Annotated in this window: 17 protein-coding genes; 10 read left to right on the forward strand and 7 right to left on the reverse strand. The window is 37.9% G+C overall.

Annotated elements, in window-relative coordinates:
* Window positions 1–10: 10 nt before the first annotated feature.
* Window positions 11–2,614, reverse strand: coding sequence for a leucine--tRNA ligase (gene leuS / locus H4J73_RS18860; RefSeq protein ID WP_182182012.1), 2,604 nt, complete (start codon window positions 2,612–2,614; stop codon window positions 11–13).
* 246 nt (window positions 2,615–2,860) lie between these two features.
* Here leuS and H4J73_RS18865 point away from each other — a divergent pair, with 246 nt between their 5' ends.
* The 4 genes from H4J73_RS18865 to hppD all read left to right on the forward strand — a co-directional run bounded on the left by H4J73_RS18865 (window position 2,861) and on the right by hppD (window position 9,501).
* Window positions 2,861–3,346: a zinc ribbon-containing protein gene (locus tag H4J73_RS18865; protein WP_182182013.1), complete on the forward strand. Its 486-nt coding sequence runs from the start codon at window positions 2,861–2,863 to the stop codon at window positions 3,344–3,346.
* A gap of 118 nt (window positions 3,347–3,464) precedes the next feature.
* Window positions 3,465–5,867 (forward strand): Lon protease family protein, encoded by a 2,403-nt coding sequence (locus H4J73_RS18870; RefSeq protein ID WP_182182014.1) that lies wholly within the window; start codon window positions 3,465–3,467, stop codon window positions 5,865–5,867.
* 505 nt (window positions 5,868–6,372) lie between these two features.
* Window positions 6,373–8,166 carry a DEAD/DEAH box helicase gene (locus H4J73_RS18875; protein WP_182223371.1) on the forward strand — a complete coding sequence of 598 codons (1,794 nt, stop codon included), beginning with the start codon at window positions 6,373–6,375 and terminating at the stop codon, window positions 8,164–8,166.
* Between the two features lie 279 nt (window positions 8,167–8,445).
* The gene (gene hppD, locus H4J73_RS18880) at window positions 8,446–9,501 is read left to right on the forward strand and encodes a 4-hydroxyphenylpyruvate dioxygenase (protein ID WP_182182016.1); all 1,056 of its coding nucleotides are present in this window, start codon (window positions 8,446–8,448) and stop codon (window positions 9,499–9,501) included.
* A 174-nt stretch (window positions 9,502–9,675) separates the two neighbouring features.
* On the opposite strand, the gene H4J73_RS18885 is transcribed toward hppD, so the two are convergent.
* The 3 genes from H4J73_RS18885 to H4J73_RS18895 all read right to left on the reverse strand — a co-directional run bounded on the left by H4J73_RS18885 (window position 9,676) and on the right by H4J73_RS18895 (window position 11,956).
* Window positions 9,676–10,398 (reverse strand): tRNA (adenine(22)-N(1))-methyltransferase TrmK, encoded by a 723-nt coding sequence (locus H4J73_RS18885; protein ID WP_182223372.1) that lies wholly within the window; start codon window positions 10,396–10,398, stop codon window positions 9,676–9,678.
* Between the two features lie 8 nt (window positions 10,399–10,406).
* The gene (rlmF, locus tag H4J73_RS18890; protein ID WP_310649598.1) at window positions 10,407–11,372 is read right to left on the reverse strand and encodes a 23S rRNA (adenine(1618)-N(6))-methyltransferase RlmF; all 966 of its coding nucleotides are present in this window, start codon (window positions 11,370–11,372) and stop codon (window positions 10,407–10,409) included.
* Between the two features lie 146 nt (window positions 11,373–11,518).
* A complete protein-coding gene (locus H4J73_RS18895) occupies window positions 11,519–11,956 on the reverse strand; it encodes a DUF3083 family protein (protein WP_182182130.1) in 438 nt (145 codons plus the stop codon).
* Window positions 11,957–12,562: 606 nt separating this feature from the next.
* Here H4J73_RS18895 and H4J73_RS18900 point away from each other — a divergent pair.
* The 6 genes from H4J73_RS18900 to H4J73_RS18925 all read left to right on the forward strand — a co-directional run bounded on the left by H4J73_RS18900 (window position 12,563) and on the right by H4J73_RS18925 (window position 19,965).
* Window positions 12,563–15,295, forward strand: a complete 2,733-nt coding sequence (locus tag H4J73_RS18900) for a M1 family metallopeptidase (protein WP_182182018.1) — start codon at window positions 12,563–12,565, stop codon at window positions 15,293–15,295.
* 226 nt (window positions 15,296–15,521) lie between these two features.
* Entirely contained in the window at window positions 15,522–16,880 is a 1,359-nt protein-coding gene (gene yegD / locus H4J73_RS18905) for a molecular chaperone (protein WP_182182019.1), read from the forward strand.
* Window positions 16,881–16,979: 99 nt separating this feature from the next.
* Window positions 16,980–17,657 carry a hypothetical protein gene (locus tag H4J73_RS18910; RefSeq protein WP_182182020.1) on the forward strand — a complete coding sequence of 226 codons (678 nt, stop codon included), beginning with the start codon at window positions 16,980–16,982 and terminating at the stop codon, window positions 17,655–17,657.
* A gap of 332 nt (window positions 17,658–17,989) precedes the next feature.
* Window positions 17,990–18,334: a YajD family HNH nuclease gene (locus H4J73_RS18915; RefSeq protein ID WP_182182021.1), complete on the forward strand. Its 345-nt coding sequence runs from the start codon at window positions 17,990–17,992 to the stop codon at window positions 18,332–18,334.
* A gap of 126 nt (window positions 18,335–18,460) precedes the next feature.
* The gene (gene hpf / locus H4J73_RS18920; RefSeq protein ID WP_182182022.1) at window positions 18,461–18,799 is read left to right on the forward strand and encodes a ribosome hibernation-promoting factor, HPF/YfiA family; all 339 of its coding nucleotides are present in this window, start codon (window positions 18,461–18,463) and stop codon (window positions 18,797–18,799) included.
* Between the two features lie 248 nt (window positions 18,800–19,047).
* A complete protein-coding gene (locus tag H4J73_RS18925; protein WP_259366515.1) occupies window positions 19,048–19,965 on the forward strand; it encodes a DUF808 domain-containing protein in 918 nt (305 codons plus the stop codon).
* A gap of 79 nt (window positions 19,966–20,044) precedes the next feature.
* On the opposite strand, the gene H4J73_RS18930 is transcribed toward H4J73_RS18925, so the two are convergent.
* The 3 genes from H4J73_RS18930 to H4J73_RS18940 form a co-directional block, all read right to left on the reverse strand.
* Window positions 20,045–20,998 carry a histone deacetylase family protein gene (locus H4J73_RS18930; protein ID WP_182182024.1) on the reverse strand — a complete coding sequence of 318 codons (954 nt, stop codon included), beginning with the start codon at window positions 20,996–20,998 and terminating at the stop codon, window positions 20,045–20,047.
* On the reverse strand, window positions 20,995–22,866 hold the full coding sequence (locus H4J73_RS18935; RefSeq protein WP_182182025.1) for a GNAT family N-acetyltransferase: 1,872 nt from the start codon (window positions 22,864–22,866) through the stop codon (window positions 20,995–20,997). Before H4J73_RS18935 ends, H4J73_RS18930 begins: the two co-directional genes overlap by 4 nt.
* A 239-nt stretch (window positions 22,867–23,105) precedes the next feature.
* Window positions 23,106–23,432 carry a DUF2956 domain-containing protein gene (locus H4J73_RS18940; protein WP_182223373.1) on the reverse strand — a complete coding sequence of 109 codons (327 nt, stop codon included), beginning with the start codon at window positions 23,430–23,432 and terminating at the stop codon, window positions 23,106–23,108.
* Window positions 23,433–23,549 lie beyond the last annotated feature (117 nt).

Genomic DNA, 23,549 nt, shown 5'->3' on the forward strand with positions numbered 1-23,549 from the left:
CTTTAGGCTATTAGTTAGCAACAATGTTTAAAAGTTTACCGGGTATGTAAATGACTTTACGTATCGTTTTGTCATCAATAAAACGGGTTACTGTTTCGTCGCCTAGGCCTAAAGCTTCAACTTCTTCTTTGCTTGCTGTTGCTGAAACGGTAATTTTTGCACGTACTTTACCGTTGACTTGAACAATGATTAATTTTTCATCTTCAACTAAAGCACTTTCATCAACGATTGGCCAAGACGCTTCTTCAATTGAGGCGTTATTGCTTTTATCATCACCTAATGTTTTCCAAACCTCGTGACACATGTGAGGCGTAATTGGCGTTAGCATAACAATCACGGCACGAACTGCTTCTTGCATGACAGCTCTGTCTTCAACCGTGTTTAATTTAGCTTTCGACAAATGGTTCATTAATTCCATAATTGAAGCGATAGCGGTATTAAAGGTATTTCTGCGGCCAATGTCATCACTCACTTTCGCTATTGTTTTATGTAACTCACGGCGTAATTTTTTCTGCGCGCCATTCAAGGTTAATTGGCTTAACGCAGGAATTTTGCCGTGTTCTTTGGCTTGTTCGCTAAAATCAAAGGCAAGTTTCCAAACACGTTTTAAGAAGCGGTGTGCGCCTTCAACACCTGAGTCAGACCATTCTAACGTTTGCTCTGGCGGAGACGTAAACATAATGAATAAACGCACGGTATCTGCGCCATATTTACCGATAACCTCTTGTGGGTCGATGCCGTTGTTTTTAGACTTTGACATTTTGCTCATGCCTGCAGAAATAACAGGTTGGCCATCAAGCTTGCTAATCGCTGCAGTTACTGCGCCTTTTTCGTCACGCTCAACGTCTACATCAGTAGGTGAAATCCAATCTTGTCCGCCATTTTCCGCTTCACGATAATAAGTGTCAGCCAATACCATGCCTTGGCATAATAACTTTTTAAACGGTTCGTCACAGTTTACTAAACCTGCGTCACGTAATAATTTATGGAAAAAGCGTGCATACAATAAATGTAAAATAGCATGTTCAATACCACCAATGTATTGGTCAACAGGTAACCAATAATTTGCTTTAGCAGGATCGAGCATCTGCGTGTCGTCATTTGGTGAACAGTAACGCGCATAATACCAAGACGATTCCATAAAGGTATCAAAAGTATCAGTTTCACGAAATGCCTCTTCGCCATTATAAGTGGTTTTTGCCCACTCAGGGTTGTCTTTAATCGGTGACGTTACACCATTCATGATGACATCTTCAGGTAACTCAACCGGGAGTTGGTCAACAGGCACAGCTACAGATTCTCCATTAGCTAAGTGCATCATTGGAATAGGTGTACCCCAATAGCGTTGTCGAGAAACGCCCCAATCACGTAAACGATAATTAACTTTTACACTGCCTTTGTTTTCGCTGATCAGTTTTTCTGAAATCGCTTTAAAAGCCGCTTCATATTCTAAACCGTCAAATTCACCAGAATTAATTAACGTGCCTTTTTCGGTGATCGCCGCTTGACTAAAATCGTCACTTTCTGTGCCGGCAATAACTTGGGTTATGGCTAAGTTGTATTTAGTGGCAAATTCAAAGTCACGTTGGTCGTGTCCAGGTACAGACATCACAGCGCCTGATCCGTAATCCATTAAAACAAAATTTGCGGCCCAAATTGGCACAATTTCACCGGTTAAAGGGTGAATGGCTTTAAGGCCAGTGTCAGCACCTTTTTTCTCCATCGTCGCCATGTCAGCTTCGGTAGATTTATTTGTTTTACATTCAGCAATAAAATCGCTTAATGCGCTGTTATTTTTAGCAGCAGCTAATGCCAACGGGTGTTGCGCGGCAAGTGCGACGTAAGTGACACCCATTAATGTATCGGGGCGTGTCGTGTAGATATCAAAACTTTCGTCTGAACCTTCAACTTGGAAGGTCATCTCAATGCCTTCGCTGCGACCAATCCAGTTACGTTGCATGGTTTTAACTTGTTCAGGCCATTCCGTCAGTTGGTCTAAATCTGTTAATAACTCTTCAGCATAATCAGTGATTTTTATAAACCACTGCGGAATCTCTTTTCGTTCAACCAGGGCACCTGAACGCCAACCACGGCCGTCAATAACTTGTTCATTGGCAAGCACTGTTTGGTCAACAGGGTCCCAATTTACCGTAGCATTCTTTTTGTAAACTAAACCTTTTTCATAAAGCTGCGTAAAGAACCATTGTTCCCACTTATAATAATCTTTTTTACAGGTTGCTAATTCACGACTCCAGTCGTATGCAAAGCCTAATGACTTTAATTGGTTACGCATGTAATCAATATTTTCATAGGTCCATTTTGCTGGCGCTGTTTTGTTTTTAATTGCGGCATTTTCTGCAGGTAAACCAAATGCATCCCAACCCATAGGTTGCATAACGTTTTTACCTTGCAAGCGTTGATAGCGAGAAATAACATCGCCTAAACTATAATTACGCACGTGCCCCATATGTAAACGTCCACTAGGATAAGGGAACATAGCAAGACAGTAGAATTTTTCTTGGCCGGGCTTTTCTTCGGCTTTAAAGGTATTGTTTTCAGTCCAAAATTGCTGAACTTGCGCTTCGATAGCTTGGGGGTTGTAAATGGATTCCATTAAAGATTTCTCAAACACTTTAGAATGTGGTGTTCATTAGCTTGTCGATATAAATTGACCGCGATCATGAACGCATAAAAATAATGGCGATAGAATACCTTATATACCTGTGTCACATCAAGATACTGTTTTCAGGATATTAGTGTGTTACCGCTATATGTCTTAGTTTTAACAAGTTTATGTGATTAATTTTTTCTATAAATTATGTTACGACTATACTTAATATAAATCATCAAGGAGTCTATTATGAAATCAAAAAATAGTGTTTTTCAAGATCTGTACCAAGCGTTAGTTACCTGGGCTGAGGACGTTAATCAGCATGAAATTACTGATATTGTTGAGGGCGTTGAACACAGTAAGTTATACCTTAAAGCGGCAGAGGAATTACCTGAAGAGAAGGTTAAGCAGTTCGTTAATAACTTACGCCTTGATTTAAAAGAATTTATTACGCAAAACGAAGCACAAGCTAAACATTCACTCTATTTAGGCTTATTAAATGAATCTTTCTGGCAAAATATGCAATCGATCACTGATAAGTCACAAGTTGAATGGTCAGAGCTTGATGATGACTTTAAGCATCATGGTGAATATAAAAGTGGTGACTTTATTGGTTTTGGTTTATTAGAATGTCAAAACTGTAAAGAAAAAATAACTTATAATCATGCCTCTGATGTAGCTGATTGTTTTGTTTGTGGTAGTGGAACCTTCATTCGGCTACCTTTTTCTCCTTAATATCAAGGATGAAATACGACTAAAATTTACTAATTATTTAAAATCAGCGTACACTGTCAATATTAAATTTATTAACCAGCACACGCTTTTTTTTTAAGCGTTATCAGTGAGATATTGTATGCCTTCTTCCGTTAAGTTAACGTCTTCAGTCACGCGTTTACCCATTGAAAAACTCACTGCTCAGTTATCTGCTGAGCAGTTCTCTTATGCTGAAGTTACACCTGATGTTGAACAAATTATTATTGGTCATGCTCGTGCTAAAGAAGCGCTTGAATTTGGTTTGTCAATGGAGGCTCTTGGTTTTAATGTTTTTGCAATGGGGGAGCATGGCACTGGCCGACAAACCTTAATCAAGCAAATGTTAGCGACAACGGCTGGAAATAAAGAAACCCCGTATGAATGGTGTTACATCAATAACTTTGATGACGTTCATGCTCCTCATAAACTTTATGTAAGCCCCGGTGATGGCAAACAACTGCTGGCTCGTATCAATACTTTTATTGATGAGTTATTAGACTTATTTCCAGAGATTTTTGACAATCCAAGCTATCAGCGACAAAAATCAGCTGTAGATAGAGCGTTTAATAAAAAATACGATCAAGCTATTACTGAAGTAGAAGAGAGTGCTTTAAAAGATAATGTTTTACTTTATGAAGAAAGTGGCGAAATTGGTTTTTCACCTTTAGTTGACGGTAAACCTTTAAATGACAAAGAGTTCGCGGGATTAGACGAAGGAAAACGAGCTGATTTTTATTTATTGTTAGAAAAGTTAGAGAACCTTCTGTCTGAGAAGCTTATTGAATTACCACAATGGAAACGGATTTCTTCTGATAAGTTACGCAAGTTAAAAAATGAAACAGCTGAACAAGCCATCCGTCCATTCTTAAAAGAATTAGAGCTTGAATTTGCCAGTAATATTGGTGTGCTGAAGTACCTATCAAAAGTTAAAAGTCATGTGGTTGATACAGTTTTAGAAATTCTTGTTGATGAAAGTGTTGAAAATAGAAACGACAACGATGCTCGAAAATTAATGGTTGAGCAATTTTTGCCTAATTTATTAGTTTCGCGAGAACCCGATGCTGGTGCTCCGGTTATTTATGAGCAAAATCCGACTTTTCAAAATTTATTTGGTCACGTCGACTTTGCAAGTTTTCAAGGAAGTACCTATACCAGCTATCGATTAATAAGAGCAGGGGCGCTGCATAAAGCTAACGGCGGTTATTTAATTTTAGAGGCAGATAAACTCCTCAACCAACCGCTTGTGTGGGCTCGGTTAAAGTTAGCGCTTAAGTCTCAAGAAATTACCATTGAAAATCCTTATTCCGAATATAGTCAACCGGGTTCGTTTAGTTTACAACCTGAAAAAATACCATTAAACGTTAAGGTGATATTACTCGGTGATCCTGAAATTTATTATATGCTGCAAGACTACGATCAAGAGTTTACCGAATTATTTCGTGTCTTAGCTGATTTTGATCAATATCTTGAAAGCAATGAAGATAATCTCAATGATTATGCTCATTTAATACGCCAGCGTGCTTACAAATATAATTACCCACATGTGAGTAATGAAGCCGTATTAGAGTTAGTGCGTTATGCACTAAGACGCGCAGAGCATCAACAAAAAATTTCAGCCAATATTGTCCAAGTAAACGATTTGCTTGATGAAGCTTTCTACTTATGGAAGCAAGCAGGGAGTCAAGGCGAGCTAACGGCAAATCATGTCGCCTTAGCACTCGCGGCCAAACAACGCAGAACAGGCCGAATGAGCGAGGCATGGTTAGGTGAAATAAAAGAAAAGCAAGTCCTCATTGATACTGAAGGTCATCATATCGGCAAGGTTAATGGTTTAACGGTGCTAGAAATAGGGGACAGTGTTTTTGGTACGCCAGCACGAATTACGGCAACGGTTTATGCCGGTAGCGAAGGGGTTACCGATATCGAGCGAGAAGTTGATTTAGGTAAGTCTATTCATTCCAAAGGAGTGCTATTACTCACCGGATATTTAGGGCATAAATATGGCCAAGGATTCCCCGTGTCAATTTCAGCTAATTTGGCTATTGAACAGTCTTATGGACATATTGATGGCGACAGTGCCTCAATGGCTGAGCTTTGTGCACTCATTTCTGCTATCTCGTTACTGCCTATTCAACAAGGTCTTGCTATTACTGGGTCGATTAATCAGCACGGAGGTGTGCAATCTATTGGCGGCGTTAATGAAAAAATTGAAGGTTTCTATCGTTTATGTCAAGACGAAGGTTTAACTGGGAAGCAAGGGGTTATTATTCCTCGTACTAATGTCAACAACCTTATGCTAGCTGATGATGTAATAGAAGCGGTTAAAAATAATCAATTTGCCATTTATGCCGTTGAAGATATTGACCAAGCGCTAGAATTACTCATGAACGAACCTGCTGGAGAAATTAGTAGAACAGGGCGTTATCCTCGAAAATCGATTCATGGCTTGGTCTTAAATAAACTGTCTCTTTTTTCTGATTTGTTAAATGGCACTGACGAATAATTAAAATATCATCTGCCTTTGAACGACGCTAATACAGGCCACACATATAAACTACTGGCCTGTTCTTATATAAAGGTATGTTAATACTTACATAGTCCCACCAATATATTACAGGCTATGGAGGAAATTTATCTGTATTTATCCTTTAAGCATTGGGTTCCATTTTAAAGAATCAACTCGCCAACCCTATTATTTATTGTATTTGGAGTAAATACACTTTTTCGAGTGTTTTTTGAACGAATTGATATATATTACTTGAACAATGAATAAATGTCAGTATAATGCGCGCCTCGTTAACGGTGATTCTGACTTGAATTATATCTTTCACACCGGTTATACGAAATGAGTGGGGTTTTCCGCCCAATAGACTTCTTAGCTAATATTCATTATTAGCCCTATGTTCTTTAGTGAACGTGCCTTAAGTCTTCCTGGTGGTTTCCTCGTATATAACGCGGAATGTTTTGGTTATTTTTAATCTATTCCGCCACAAGAGAAGACAAAATTTATGACTACTTCTAACGATGCTCCTGTGAGCTTTGATTCTTTAGGCTTGCCTGAAACTTTATTATCTGCTGTAAAATCTATTGGTTTTGAAAATTCAACGGATATCCAAGCAAAAACTATTCCCCCATTATTAGCCGGGAAAGATGTATTAGGTGAAGCACAAACAGGTACAGGTAAAACTGCTGCTTTTGGTTTACCTGCTCTTGCCAAAATTGATGTGTCATTGAAAAAACCACAATTAATGGTTTTAGCGCCAACACGTGAATTAGCAATGCAAGTTGCTGAAGCGATCGAAAGCTTTGGTAAAAATATGAAAGGTTTATTGGTTGCTACTTTATATGGTGGTCAATCATACCAACCACAATTTCAACAATTAGAGCGTGGCGCTCAAGTCGTTGTTGGAACACCTGGTCGTTTAATGGATCACTTACGTCGTAAAAGTCTAAAACTAGGTAACTTATCTTTTTGTGTACTTGATGAAGCTGACGAGATGCTTAACATGGGTTTCCTTGAAGACATCCAGTGGATACTTGACCATTTACCAGAAACGACGCAAATGGCTTTGTTCTCTGCAACTATGCCACCAGCAATTCGTAAAATTGCTAACCGTTTCTTAAAAGATCCAGAACATATTAAAATTGCTGCCGTTAAACAGTCAAAAGCAAATATTTCTCAATTTGCTTGGAAAGTGAGTGGCATTCGTAAAATTACTGCTTTAGAACGTATAGCTGAAATCGTTGATTACGATGCGATGATAGTCTTCGTACGTACTCGTAGCGATACGGTAGAAGTTGCTGAACAATTAGAGCGTGCTGGTTACCCTGCATTAGCGTTGAACGGCGACATGAACCAAGCACAACGTGAACGTTGTATCGAACAAATGAAGTCTGGTAAGTCTTCTATATTGGTAGCAACAGACGTTGTTGCTCGTGGCTTAGATATTCCACGTATCTCTTTAGTGGTTAACTATGATTTACCAGGTGACAATGAAGCTTATGTTCACCGTATCGGTCGTACAGGTCGTGCCGGTCGTGAAGGTATGTCAATTGCATTTGTTCGCCCTCGCGAAATGCACTCTTTACGTCATTATGAACGTTTAACATCAGGTGTTATTAACACTTATGAATTACCAAACATAGAAGAAATTGGTAAGAAACGTATTGAACGTACACGTGTTGAAATGGCACAAATTGTTGCAGATAAAGATTTAGCAAACATGCGTGAAATTGTTGAAGCTATGGCGAATGAATCAGAGCTTTCTATGACTGACTTAGCTGCAGCTTTATTGTTCCAAAAACAATTAAATCAGCCATTACAACCAAAAGAAGATCCTAAGCCTCGTCGCGAAACTCGTGAACGTAGTGATAGTCGAAGTGACCGTGGTGATCGCGGTGGTCGTAACGAAAGTCGTGGTGGCAGAAATGAACGTGGCGCTGAGCGTGGTGGTGAACGTGCTCCTCGTAAAGTTAAAGTTAACCGTACTGATGTTGATTGGCAGACATACCGCTTAGAAGTAGGTAAAGAGCATGGCGCTCGTCCTGGTGATATTGTTGGCGCAATCGCGAATGAAATCTCATTAGACAGCAGCTACATTGGTGCTATTAACTTACATGACAAGCATACTTATGTTCAGTTACCAAAAGGCATGCCTGAGAAGTCATTTGACCAATTAAAGCGTGTTAAAATTCGTCGTCAATCGTTAGAAATTACGGTTTCAGATGTTAAGACGGTTGAATCTACACCAACAACTGACCGTCCTCGTAAACGTCAAGAGCGTTCTAATCGTCCTAGCTAGTCGATAAATAAATAATAAAAAGGTACGTATATCGTACCTTTTTTTATGCCTGTAATTTGCCAAAGCTGGTGAATGTTTTACGGTGAAATACAGTTGTACACATAAGTGAACACCTGTTCTGTAAGTACTATATGGTCTGTCCTCACGTCGAATAAATTCCGAGCATATTACTCGTACATTTTTTGTTACGCGCCAGTGCCTTGTTAGATTTGTTAATCGCTTTCTCTTCGACGCAAAGCTAGTGATAATGCCTACAATGGTTCTTTAAGAGAGATAAACATGACAGATGTAAAAAACCCACTTAACCTTCGTGGTATAGAATTCACTGAATATGCAACACCTGACTCAGATTTTATGGAAAACGCATTTTATGGTTTTGGTTTTTCAAAAACGAAAACGTTTAAAGGTCGTGATATTGATTACTTTAATCAAAATGATATTCATTTTTTATTAAATAATGAAAAAGCAGGTTTTTCAAAAGAGTTTGCTAAAAGTCATGGTCCTGCTATTTGTTCTATGGGCTGGCGTGTTGATAATGCTGATTTTGCTTTTGAAGAAGCGATTAAGCGTGGCGCTAAATCTGCGGCCAATGAAGAAAATAAATTACCATACCCCGCTATTTTTGGTATTGGCGACAGCTTAATTTACTTTATTGAAAAATTTGCAGCCTCAACGACAAATCCAGGTTCTATCTACGAAGATGATTTTGAACCGATTGACGCTCCAGTGATTAACGAAGATAAAGGTTTTTTACGTGTTGATCATTTAACGAACAATGTTCATCAAGGTACTATGGAGCATTGGGCTAATTTCTATAAAGACATTTTTGGCTTTACTGATGTGCGTTACTTTGATATTAAAGGTGAGAAAACGGCCCTAGTTTCTTATGCGTTAGCATCACCTTGTGGCACTTTTTGTTTACCGATTAATGAAGGTAAAGGCAAGAAAAACAATCAAATCGATGAGTACTTAGATGAGTACAATGGTCCAGGTGTTCAACATCTAGCGTTTATCAGTGACGATTTAGTTGGCTCTTTAGATAAGCTTGATAAGAATATTATTGATACGCTTGATATTGTCCCTGAATACTACGATGATGTTTTCAAACGTATCCCTTGGGTTAAAGAAGACCACAAACGTATTCAAGATCATCAGATTCTTGTTGATAGCCAGAAAGAAAATTCGTACTTATTACAAATATTCACTAAAAACATCTTTGGCCCTATTTTTATCGAGATGATCCAACGCGTTGATGATCAAGGTTTTGGTGAAGGTAACTTTACTGCTTTATTTAAATCTATCGAGCTAAACCAAATGGAAAAGGGCACTGTTTAGTTTATAACAGTTGCTAGCGCTATTATTGAAGGTCTGCTTATGCAGACCTTTTTTATATCACTTTTTTGAGTTTTTTATTTTGTTGCGGGCAAGGAAAATAAATTAAAGTGTTTAATTGATATCTACAAGGATGGGGGTATTTAGGCAAGGTCAGTTGTATGTATTTCAACCTGCTCAAGTGAGCAAGTTAGAATATTGTTTAATAATATGTTTAATTTTTATCTGCTCATCACTTTTTTTCGCTAGTAACATGCGTTGATAATGGTTGATAGTTTTCGCTAAATATTGCTGATGAGATTTCATCGACAAGTCCCACATTATATCACCTGTTGGCGATATTTTATTTAAGGGTCTATGGATATCGGCAGATATGCCAAATTCTTTTTTTACATGAATAACTTCATAGAAACGCTTGTTATCAGTTACGATATATTCATCAATTAAGGTACAGTGATCGGCGATCAGCGTTTGTCTTACTTGATAATTGTAATGCACCGGACAAAGCATAAACTCGATGTCACTGATTGAATTCACAGGTGCTATCTGCTGAAAGTGACTTATGATCTCTTTAATAAAGTGAATGAGTAACTGACCACCCACTCCGGCAATGATCACTAATTGTTTGTCTTGGTTTGTTAGTGGTAGTTTTGCGACGTCAAGGCAATGTACCTGCCAGCGATGAAGGTAGTCGTCGCTACTAAAGTGCTGTTGTAATACAGATTCAAGGTGTGTTGTTAGTGAGGGGACAATATCAACAAAATGAATGGTGTCTGCCGCTTGGCGTTTTAATAACGTTAATCCCAAAAAACCGTGATCACAGCAACAATCCCAAATACTTTGGTAGTGAGTGCTGACCATACGGTCTATTTTTTGCAAACGATGACTGATTTTTTTCATTGATAAACTTAAACCAAATCAAACCAGTTTTTTTGTTGAGTCTCATCCAAAAAACTCCAAGCTATAAAACGACTGATTTTTTGCCCTTGCGCCATATCAACAACCTTTACTTGCTTAGCATTTGCTTTTTTTAGTGACAGCTTTAGTTGGCTTAGATGCTCTTTTTTTGAGACTAAACAAGTAAACCAGAGTACTTGATTTTTTATATTCTTACTCTCTTTTATCATGTTATTAATAAAGGAAAGCTCTCCGCCTTGGCACCACAATTCAGCATTTTGACCGCCAAAATTTAACGGTACAGTTTTATTCGCACTTGAGGCGATTTTCTCACCTTTTTTATTAGCCGCTAAATTTTTAACTTTGCGCGTAGAACCTTTGGTTGCTTCAGCCAGAGAGCGATGAAAAGGTGGGTTACACAGTGTTAATTCAAAGCGATCATTTTCTTGAACAACGCCCTTAAAGATTTGTGCTGCATTGGGCTGTGAGCGAAAAACAATTGATTTTTTTAGTTGTGTATCTGCTGAAATATTATGTTGGGCAGCAATAATTGAAGTTGGGTCTATATCGCTAGCTGTAAACTGCCATTGATATTCACGCTGCCCTAAAATAGGATAAATGCAACTTGCACCGGTGCCTATATCAAGCACAGAGACTTTCGTTTTATCCATGGTTAAAGTTGTTGGAAGTGTTGCTGATAATAAGTCAGCTAGGTAGTGAATATAGTCAACACGACCTGGGATCGGAGGGCATAAATATCCTGTTGGAATATCCCATTGCTTAATATGATAATGGTGCTTTAATAATGCTTGGTTAAGTGCTTTTACCGCGTTAGCATCAGCAAAGTCTATCGACAAGTTTTGATATTTATTGGTATGGACAAACGGCTTTAATGCCGGGGATGCTTGGCAGAGTGCTAAAAAGTCATAACCGTTATTATGACGGTTGTTTGGGTGTAAATTTTTTTTTAATGTCACGAATTTTCTCTGCTCATAAATAACAAAGAGAATTTTATCACTTCCTTTATAGCCATACCACATCAAATTTAGGCATTTTGTAAAGGGATCTGCCGCTTATAAATATAATGCGGCAAACGTTATATTATGATCTTTTTCTAAATCCCTTAAAGGTCATAATCAAGGTATTGATGCAGACGAATAACCGACTCTTCTTTAGTCGTTACATAATTAAGTTTTTCAGCCGTCGCACGAAAGGCTTGTTCTACCAAGTTAAGGAATTTACCGTATCCTTGGCTCATTTTATAATCTTTTGTAGCGATGATCATAAATTGTACTGAATCATCTAAGCAATCGCCATCGAAGTGCAGGGTAAAGATATTATTGGGTTCAAATGGGTTGACGCTTAATTTTTGTAACTCACCTGCCGCTTTGTGATCTTCTTCTAAACGACTTCTAACGATAGGTGTTAAACCATTTGCTAAAATAGCACGTTCAAATAAGTGCTGTTTATTAGCGGACTCAATAAAAGTACGGCTGATTAAATCATACAAGGGTTGATAAGGTTTAGCTTTTAATTTTTCGACATTAAGCCGTTCTTTGATACACGGTTAATGGGTAAGTCAGCTACCATATAGGTAAATAAATCTCTTTTGTCAGGAAGACTAATTGTGAGTAGAATTTTTGTTAGGGTTGTTCACTGGTCTTATCAATTAATTACTTGTTTAGGTTGATCAGTTCGTCAGTGACTGGAAAGTTAACGAATAAATATTGGTTAGTGCGCAGAGGATGGAATATAAACTTTGTGCTGATTATTGCGAGAACGAGAAATAGAGATTTGATGTCCTTATTGAATGGGTAATAAATCTGAAGACATTGTAGCAAGTAAGACTTTTATTCATATGATCTAAAAAAAGGTTAGGGTGATGGTCTTTTCTTTATGCTAAAAACTTTAAAATTAATAATATCTATTGTTTTTCATTATGTTATCTATTTTTCGGTAATAAGCGTTTTTTATTAGCTAAATCGTATTAAGTCACATGGCATCAAAAAGATATGCACCCTTAATGAAGAAAAACACGATTTGATGTTTTCACTCTCTTTATAGATAAACGTGTGTAAATTCTTTACTATCTGATTTGTCATCAATAGAAAAATAATAAAATTAAGCGCAGCTGCGTTAAATGAATAATAAAAACTATAGGAGCATTATGAAAAAGCTATTTAAAGGATTACTGGTCATTGTCATTATTATTGTTGGTGTTATGGGGTATAACCAATACAGTAATTGGAAAAATGAAAATGATTTAGCAGAGCAAGCTGTTTCACCACAAGGACAGTTACCTGACAATATTATACCGACACATTACGATTTATCATTGCGTATTAATCCAGAAGAAGGACGTTTTTCAGGTAGCGTGGCAATAAGTGTTACGCTAACTGAAGATCTCAAACAGCTTTGGTTACATGGCAAAGACTTTGACGTTAGCCTTGCAAGCTTTACGTCAGAGCAAGGAGAAACGTTACCTCTCGTTTATGAGGAAATGGGACACTCTGGTGTTGTTAGCCTAGTGTCGTCGCAATTGCTAGCGGCTCAAAACGGTATTATTTCTATCGAATTTTCAGGGCAATTAGCGGATGACTTAGCAGGTTTGTATAAAGTTGAAGAAGCTGGACTTGCTTATGTATTTAGTCAATTTGAAGCAACGGATGCACGTCGTGCTTTTCCAAGTTTTGATGAACCACGATTTAAAACCCCCTTTGATATTCAACTAGAGGTAAAGTCACATCATCAAGGTGTTACGAATACTCCGCAAATAAATGAAAAATCATTAAGTGATGGTTTTAAAAAACTGACGTTTAGCACCACTAAACCACTGCCTACTTACTTAATTGCTTTTGTCGTTGGCGAAGTCGATATCGTTAACTACACCAATATTCCAGTTTCTAAGATACGTGATCGGGAAATCCCTTTTCGTGGTATTGCCACAAAAGGAAAAGGCAAGGAAATGGAATATGCTTTAGCAAATACCGCAAGTATTTTAGCCGCATTAGAAGCTTATTTTGATATGCCATATCCTTACGAAAAGCTTGATATAGTCGCGGTGCCTGATTTCAGCGCTGGAGCTATGGAAAATGCAGGATTGATCACCTACCGAGAACAATTATTATTATTAGGTGACAATCCTTCGCTAAGCCAACAACAAAGTTATGTTGGTACACATGCACATGAATTAGCTCATCAATGGTTTGGAAATTTAGTCACGATGCGTTGGTGGGATGATCTATGGTTAAACGAATCGTTTGCTACTTGGATGGCAAATATGACAATGCAAAAATGGAATCCTGAGTTTGGTTTTGAGCGCGCTATGGTACGTGGCGGCCACGGCGTTATGAATCAAGATATCTATGCCGATACCAGGCAGATTAGAGAACCGATCAGGCACAATGGTGATATTGACAATGCTTTTGATGGTATTACTTATCAAAAAGGTGGTGCGGTATTACAAATGTTTGAAGCTTACGTTGGGCCAGAAAGTTTTCAAAAAGGTGTGCGTGCTTATATGAAAAAATATGCTTTTGGTCATGCGTCTGCTCAAGATTTTATTGGTGAAATCGAAGCTTTTTCAAAGCAAGAAAATATTAAAGAAGCGTTTAACAGTTTTTTAAATCAACAAGGTGTGCCTTTAGTTAATGTTGATTATGAATGTAATAACAATCGAGTGCACTTTAGCTTGACGCAAGAGCGTTACCTACCTGTTGGGGCGCGTTCATCTAAGCAAAAGTCTTGGACGTTACCCGTGTGTTTGAATGTTATAGGAAAAAGTGAGAACAGTAAAAGTTGTATGTTGATGACGGATACTCAGTCGACATTAACGCTTGAAAATTCGGAATGTCCGGTTGCGGTCATGCCCAATTTATCAGGTAAAGGCTATTATCGTTGGTCATTACCCGACGATAAGTTGTCATCGCTATTAGCAAATATGTCACGAGTTAATGCTTCAGAGAAATACAGTATTGCCAGTATGCTTACTGCTGAATTTGAAGCGGGGCGTATTGATGTGAAAACCTATATCAATGCTATAGCGCCTTTTGCTGGCGCAGATGATTGGGATTTAGTTACCCAGCCAGTTGGCATGATAAAGTTTATAGCAGAGCGAATTGCTAAGGGAGAACAACAACAAATATTACTCGATTATCTCAGCGAGCTATATCAGCCGGTATTGGATCGCGTCGGTCTAAAACCTGACACTGAATTAGATAGAACTCACCCTAATGACGCAAAAATGTTGCGTATGCAAATAGTCAGTTTAATGTCTATGGGCTTAAAGCAACCAGCGTTGCTTAAAAAACTGGCAGCAATGGGTGTAGCTTATAGTGGCTATTCGGGTGAATTGATGGGTAAGGGAGAAGGTGATGGGAAACTTCATCCAACAGGTATTGACCCTGATACTATTGGTATCGCACTTGCTAGCGCTGTAGAAGTGCATGGTATGCCATTTGTTGATTATTTATTGACCTTACTCGATGAGAGTGATGACGGTACATTTAGGCAGCGAATTTTAGTGGCTATCGCTATGTCTGAAGATGAGGCTATTAGTGAGAAGGTACTTGATTTAGTCACCTCTTTTTCATTGCGGGTGAATGAACGTATTACTCTATTAATCACACATTTGCAGCGTAAGAAAAATACTAAAAAAGTGTACTTGTGGGTAAAAAGCAATTTTGAACTGGTTGGTCTGTTGATACCTAAGCAATATTTGTCACAATCACCTTTAATTGCGAATGGTTTTTGTAGTAAAGCAATGCAGCAAGATGTAAAAGCATTTTTTACACCGAAAACTGATGAAATACCCGGTTTAGAAAGAAACTTATCGAAAACCTTAGAGCGAATTGAAATATGTAGTGCTATCGTATTAAGGCAGGCAGACAATCAATTTTAGCCAAATTTATTTATATTGAAATTAAAATAGCGTGATAACAATCACGCTATTTTTTGATCACAATAAATGTAATTACATGATGTTACTGAACTAAAAAAGAAAAAACATTCAAACTTCAGCTTTATCAAAGAGATTGTACCTATTGAAATTTATTAATGAGTTGAAAATAAACCACTCGCCCAGTATGCTACGCGACCCGTTTTAGACTCAGTGGTATAAATAAACAATGATTGGTTTTGATTACGGCACTTCAAATTGTGCTGTCGCAGTAATGGAAAATGGCCAGCCAAAGATATTATCTTTAGGCGAACATGGTAAGTATATTCCTTCAACGCTTTATGCTCCGAGTCGAGATATTATTGCTCATTGGTTATGTCAGCAATTAAATGAAGAACAACAGCCTCTTTTTAAAGAGCAACGGGCTTTACCGTTAAGAAAAGGCCAAAATGTATTACGAGAGCTAAAGCTTGATGGTATACCAAGTGATTTGTCGTTTGGGCAAGCGGCTTTAAATTTGTACTTGGAAGATCCTGAAGAAGGTTATTACATCAAATCACCTAAATCTTTTTTAGGCGCAAGTGGCTTAGTTGAAAGCCAAGTGAATTTGTTTGAAGACATTGTTGCGGCAATGATGAGTAATATAAAAACACTTGCAGAAGAAAATCAGCAAAAAGAAATAACGCAAGCTGTTATTGGTCGGCCAATAAATTTTCAAGGCTTAAAAGGTGAAGAGAGTAATCGTCAAGCATTAACTATTTTATCGAATGCTGCTAAGAGAGTCGGCTATAAGAGCGTTGAATTTCAATACGAGCCAGTGGCTGCTGGTTTTGAATACGAAGCGAGTTTACAAGAAGAAACTAAGGTATTGGTTGTTGATATTGGCGGTGGTACCACCGATTGCTCAATGCTGTTGATGGGACCAAAATTCAAAGACAGCGCTTCAAGAGAACAGCATTTGCTCGCACATACGGGGGTTCGTATTGGCGGCAATGATTTTGATATCCAATTAGCGTTAAAAGGCATAATGCCTAGCTTAGGTATGAATGATACGTTGAAAACTGGTAAACCTATGCCTGTTAATAGTTTTAATCAAGCCGTGGCGATTAATAATATTAATGAACAAACTAATTTTTATAGCCAAGCAAATTATCGTTATTTGCAAACGTTGCAACGTGACGCTCAACAGCCTGATGTATTTTCGCGTTTATTAAAGGTACACCAGCAAAAATTAAGTCATCGAATCGTTAATGGGGCAGAGCAAGCAAAAATAGGGTTAACGGAACATGATTCTCAGCAAATATACCTTGATGATTTAGCTGGAAATTTAAAAGTAGAGGTAAGTCGTGCCTTAATGTTAACAGCAAGTTCGGCTCAATTGAAGCAAATTGCTCTTTTGATGAATGAATGTGTTGTGCAAGCAAATTGCCAACCTGATGTTATTTTTGTGACAGGAGGCTCAGCAAAATCACCGGTATTAAATCAGTTCTTACGTGATCAAATGCCAAATACTCCACTGATTGTTGGCGATCATTTTGGTAGTGTAACGGTTGGTTTAGCGCGTTGGGCTGAAAAAGTATTTCAATAAAATTGAGATTTTAGTGCAATTACCTTGTAATTGTACGCGCAACAATGTTAAAAATAATATAAGGAGTAGTCACTGGTTTACATTTAAAAAGGAATTGATATGTATGCAAAAACGTTAAATTTTATTTGTTTTTTTTACTGCTTCTTTGCTTTCAGTGGCTTGGCCAATAATTATCAGTCAATCGCTGTTAAAACCAATGAAATTGTTGCGGGCAAGGCGCTTCATCAATATGCAAATATTTGGTGGCAGTGGACCCGCACTATGGGGGATGAAAATTCGCCGGTGCGTGATAAAACAGGGCAGTATTGTGATGTTAAGCAAAGTGGTGATGTTTGGTTTTTAGCGGGGGGTTATGGCACCTCAAAAATCAAACGTCATTGCATTATTCCTTATGGTAAATATATATTTTTTCCTATTATTAATATGGGCTATTGGCCAGAAAGGGATGTCAGTAGAACCTGTGAAGAAGTAAAGCAAGAGTCAGCATTAAACAATAGTGAATTATATTTTGTTTATGCTGAACTTAACGGTTACTCAATTCCTAATATGCGCAATAATCGAATAAAATCAAATAATTGTTTTGATTTACATGAACTCCTTGCAGAAATAGAACCAACAAAAAAAGTTTATCCTGCCGCTACAGATGGTTATTGGCTCATGCTAAGACCCTTGTCTAAGGGAATACATTCGCTAAAGTTTAATGCGCAATACCATCATCAAACCGCTATTCATGGCAACATGATGCAAGATATTGAATATACAATTGAAGTGAAATAATCCGCAATCTTTTAAAAATGCTCATCAACAGCTCACTTTCATTAGAATATGGTGATACAAGATATTGAATATACAATTGAAGTGAAATAATCCGCAATCTTTTAAAAATGCTCATCAACAGCTCACTTTCATTAGAATATGGTGATAGAAGATATTGAATATACAATTGAAGTGAAATAACCCGCAATCTTTTAAAAAGTCTTATCTAGAGCTCACCTTTATTGGAATATAGTGATGCAAGATATTAGATATACAATTGAAGTGAAATAGGCATTGAACATGTTTAAGCATAATTTTACAATAGCTTATCATTAATACCATATCAGTCAATTATGTCCTCAGATACCTTAGGCGCAAGCCTTAATTATAAGTCAAAAGAAAAAGGCTACCGTGACCGCGCCTTAAAATTATTCCCTTGGGTGTGTGGTCGCTGTGCTCGTGAGTTTGTTTATTCAAACCTGATGGAGCTAACCGTACATCATGTTGATCATGATCATACAAATAACCCAAACGATGGCAGTAATTGGGAACTGTTATGCATTTATTGTCATGATAACGAGCACGCTAAATACACCGACCATGCGCAATATAAAACTGAAGTTATTGCAGGTGATACTAACCAAGATACCGCAACTTATAATCCGTTTGCTGACTTAAAATCAATGCTTAAAAAATAATTTATTATATTTCAATACGGTTACAAATTTTTTTTCATTTTTTTAGTAAATTACTATTGTTTTTTCTTGGTATAACCCCGAGTATATTAAGTGTAGACAATTTCTTTCTTAGTAAAAGGTAACATTATGAAAATAAATATTTCCGGTCACCATGTTGAAATTACTGAAGGCATCAAGCAGTCAATTGAGGCCAAGTTCCAAAAAATTGCCAAACATTATCCAAGCCTTATGAGTATTAGCTCAATTATTACCGTTGAGCCTCATCAACAACGATTAGAAGTTTCTACTCACTACGAAGGTAGTGAAATCTCCGTACAAGCATCAGGAAAAGAGTTGTATGCTGCTATTGCAAGTGCCGCAAAGAAGTTACAAGCAGCCCTTGCGCATCGTAAAGGTGTATTAGCCGCAAAGTTACATAAAAAGTATCAAGTTGAACAGTCAGATGCATTTTTACTTGTGGAGTAAATGCAATTATACTCGCTTGCAGTGTTAATGATAAAGGTTGCTATAAGCAGCCTTTTTTATGTTCAGGAAGAACGGTATGTCGTGATGCCATGGATGGCAAGGAATGACCATGTTCAGGAAGAACGGTATGTCGTGATGCCATGGATGGCAAGGAATGACCATGTTCAGGAAGAACGGTATGTCGTGATGCCATGGATGGCAAAGAATGATGATGTTTATAATTAACGTTGTTTTCAGTGAGGAAACCATTGGCGGGGTCAAGTTTATTAACCTTACTTGACGATGTTGCCATATTATCAAAAGTAGCAGCAAAGAAAACTGTCAGCGTACTTGGAGACAATTTAGCACTCAATGCTGAACAGGTTTCAGGTGTAAAAGCTGACCGAGAGTTGCCCGTTGTGTGGGCTGTAACTAAAGGCTCGCTGTTAAATAAACTGATTATTGTCCCAACGGCTTTAGCTATTCGTGCTTTTGCGCCACCCTTGATTACTTTTTTGTTAGTTATTGGCGGACTCTTTTTATGTTTTGAAGGTTTTGAAAAGGTTTTTCATCAAAATGAACGTTCCCAGCAAGGTAAAAAAGAGGCGCATAACACAAAATTATTGGCGCTAGTTGATGAAAGTGTCGATTTAGTGGCTTTTGAGCAGGAAAAAATTAAAGGTGCGATTCGCACCGATTTTATTTTGTCAGCCGAAATTGTTGTTATTGCCTTAGGTACGGTGCAAGGAGCAACTTTTGGCATTCAAGTGGCGGTAGTTTTTGGGCTCGCACTTACTATTACGTTTGGTGTTTATGGTCTTGTTGTCGGTATTGTAAAGCTTGATGATTTAGGTCTTTATTTATTAAGAAAGTCAGTGTCGGGTCGATTTAATACCATGCAACGTGCTTTAGGGCGTGGTTTACTTATTTTCGCTCCAGTGTTAATGAAGACGTTAGCTGTGGTTGGTACCATTGCGATGTTCCTTGTGGGTTGTGAAATTTTAGTCTATAGCTTTGCATGGTTACACAAAAAGCTGCACCATTTTGTTGAATTCCTCGCTAATTTTTTAGGGACTATGGCTGAGGTTGTTGTACCTACTTTAATCGAAGGGATCTTAGGTGTTATGGCTGGAGGGAGCGTTTTATTAGCGGTAACATTGGCGAAGTCACTTAAAAAGACATCTTGATTTTTTATTATCTTCACTATAATGTTTAACGCAATGTAGCTGGCGTATATTCATATGCCCAGCTACATGTTTACTTTACTTAGTTACCTATTAAGCCTTTAATATGTTCAACAACACTCCTTCCTAAAGCACTTAAGGCATAGCCTCCCTCAAGTATTGATATGATTCGACCTTCGCTGTGCTTATCAGCAATAACCTTGAGTGCATCGGTGATCCACCGATAATCGCTTTCAGTTAGACTGATTTGCGACATCTCATCTTCAATGTGAGCATCAAAACCTGCTGAAATGAAAATAATTTGCGGTTTGAATTTTTCTAAAGCAGGCAACCAATGCTTACTAATCGCTTCTCTAAACTCAGGCCCTTTGCACGTTGCAGGTAATGGCGTATTAATAATAGGAGGCGTATCACTTTCTTGCATTTCAAAGGGATAAAAAGGGTACTGATAGCTTGAACAGAATAAGTAACCGGCCTCTTTGTTATTTGCTGTTGCTCGTTTAATGATATCTTCTGTGCCATTACCGTGATGCACGTCAAAATCAACGATAGCAACGCGCTCTAATTGATATTTATCTTTTGCGTAGGCGGCGGCAATAGCAATATTATTGAAAAAACAAAAACCCATGCCTTTATCATATTCTGCATGATGTCCTGGTGGGCGGGTAGCACAAAAAGCAGCATTTAAGGTTTTATCCATCACTAAATCAACGGCATTAATTGCCGCGCCTGCCGATAAAAGTGCTGCGGATAATGTGTCAGCATTCATACTTGTGTCGTCATCAATACGAAAAATAGCTGCTTTGTTGTCTATATCTGGAGCATTATCAAAAATATGTTGGATATATTTTGTATCATGGGCGAGTGAAATTAAATCTCGGTCAATAGGGGTGGCGTCGTATTGTCGAATAACACATTCAAGACCACTACGTATGAGCTGATCTTGAATTGCCCCCATTCTTTTCGGACTTTCTGGGTGATAATCTCCCATGTTGTGACCATTACATTTATGATGACCAATTATACCAACTGTCATTTTGCTTCCTCTGTGTCTGCTGCTTTCGTATGTTCTAGTTGTAACTCTAAGTTAAGTTCGTCCATTTCTTCAGAATACTTTCGAATAAAGCCTGCTTTTTCAAATACCTTTAACATAGGTGCATTATCTCGGCGAACACACGCAATAAGCTTATCTAATTGTCGTATAGTGGCAATTTTTATTATTTCGTCTAATAACGTTTTTGCCATTCCTTTGCCTCGTTTATCTTCGCTGATAACAAAAGCAACCTCACCACAATTATGACTCTCAATATAGTAATAGCGGCCAACCGCATGAATAACATCAGCTAAATTAGTGCGCTGGGTAAAACACAAAGCTAAGTCTTTATGTTGGTCAACACTCACGAGCTTGCAAGCGTTCTCACGAGTCATTTGCGTAGCATGGTGGTTATAACGCATGATCAATGTTTGTTTGGTATGCGAATAGAAAAATTCTTGCAAGCGGCGTTCATCAGCAGGAGCTAATGGTCGCAAATAATAATTAATCTCGCCAAAGGTGAACTTCTTTAGTTCTATTTCGCCTAATTCAGGTACGGAAGTGGGTGAACCCTCTTGATATTCAGGCACCCAATAGTTTTTGCGGACATCTTTTAAGAGTTGTTCGCGAAATTTAGGGTGAGCAATACGAATGAGCTCTAAAGCCCTTTCACGGATACTTTTACCTAATAATGAGGCAATACCATATTCGGTAACAACATAAGCAACATGGCCTCGAGAAGTCACCACACCGCCACCTTCAGTAATATGAGCGACAATACGAGAAATTTGACCGTCTTTAGTTGTAGAAGGTAGCGCAATAATAGGTCTACCACCCTTGCTTAATGAAGCACCACGCACGAAATCAACTTGACCACCAATGCCACTGTAAAAATGATAGCCAATTGAGTCGGAAACAACCTGTCCGGTTAAATCTACTTCAATGGCGCTATTGATAGAAATCATATTGTCATTTTTTGCTATGTTTACAGGTGAATTTACATGTTCTGATGGATAAAACTCAACATGAGGGTTGCCGTCAACAAAGTCATATAAGCGTTGCGTACCCATACAAAAGGTCAGTACTGCTTTACCTTTATGGAAGGTTTTTTTACGGTTGTTAATAACACCTGAGAGCATTAAGTCAATCACGCCATCAGAAATCATCTCACTATGAATACCTAAATCTTTGTGGTTCGCCAAATACCGTAAAACGGCTTCAGGAATTTTTCCTATGCCTATTTGTAAAGTTGAGCCGTCATCAATGAGCATTGAAACATATTGTCCTACTTGTTCTGCGACACGGTCAATGGTGGGTTGTGGGAAAACAGGAAGTGTTTGCTCGGCTTCTAGCCATGCATGTATCTGATTAACATGAACAAAGCTATGGCCATTAGTGCGTGGCATCTTTGAGTTAATTTGTGCAATAACATAGGTTGCTGATTTCACTGCCGATGAGACGATATCGACACTAACACCCAGTGAGCAATAACCATATTCATCTGGAGGACTCACCATGATTAAAGCGGCATCAAGTGGTAAAACATTTTCACGAAATAAGCGGGGAATATCAGAAATAAAGCTGGGAGTGTAATCAGCCCGGCCTTCAGCAATGGCTTCACGAATATTTTTCCCACCAATAAATAACGCATTTACTTTGAATAGATCTTTGTGTTCAGGCGTCGCCCACTTATTATCAGAGAGCGTTAAAATATGTACCGTTTCTATGTCGTGTAATTTAGCGCTATTAGCAATTAAGTCGTCGATTAAGGCGTTGGGAACAGCGGCATTAGAGCCAATAAAAATTCGATTACCGGACTTTAGAAACTGATCCCATTTTACTTTTTTCTTGTCTTGGTCGAATAATGACATAGTAAGTCGCTCTTATTAATGATGATAAATAAAGTATGCCGTAACTGAGAAATACTTTATTGATTATAATCAAGGCAACTGAGTATAACGTAACGTGCTTGTAAATCGACTTATACCTTAGTCTTAACCCTTGATTATCTATTTAGGGGGTATTAATTTAGTGCGATATTTAAGTAAAGATAAAAAAATCGAGCTACATTATAAAGTCATTTGCTAGCATCATTACTTTTTATTCGCTTTTATGAGAGGTTAATATAAAGGATAAAGCTGACCCAACTTAATGTTAAAAGCGACCAAGGTAAGTTGAGTGATGTTCTTGTTTGTGGTCTTTCATCGATATTATTTGTGGCGAGTTTTTCTTGGTTGTTCTTTTCTCTTAATAGTGATTTTTTAGCTTTATCTCGCTCTCGTGATTTCTTCCCCTGTTGCTTTTTATATTCGGCAATACCTTTTTCAATGCCTTGAGCAATAAGCTTGGTTTGTTCTTTGGTTTGCTTGGGTTTTTGTATACTTTTGGCAACTTTTTGTGCTTCTACTTGACGTTCTTGCGATTGTTTATGCATCATTTATTTTATTATCGTCTAATATTCATATCATAAGGATGAATTTATAAGAACCTCACCGGTTGATCAAGGCTTATCTTAACTTTTTAAAGTGATAAATCATGCGTATGTCAACCTAGG

The sequence above is a fragment of the Colwellia sp. MB3u-41 genome (assembly GCF_014076845.1).
In the GTDB taxonomy this organism is placed as follows: Bacteria; Pseudomonadota; Gammaproteobacteria; order Enterobacterales; family Alteromonadaceae; genus Colwellia_A.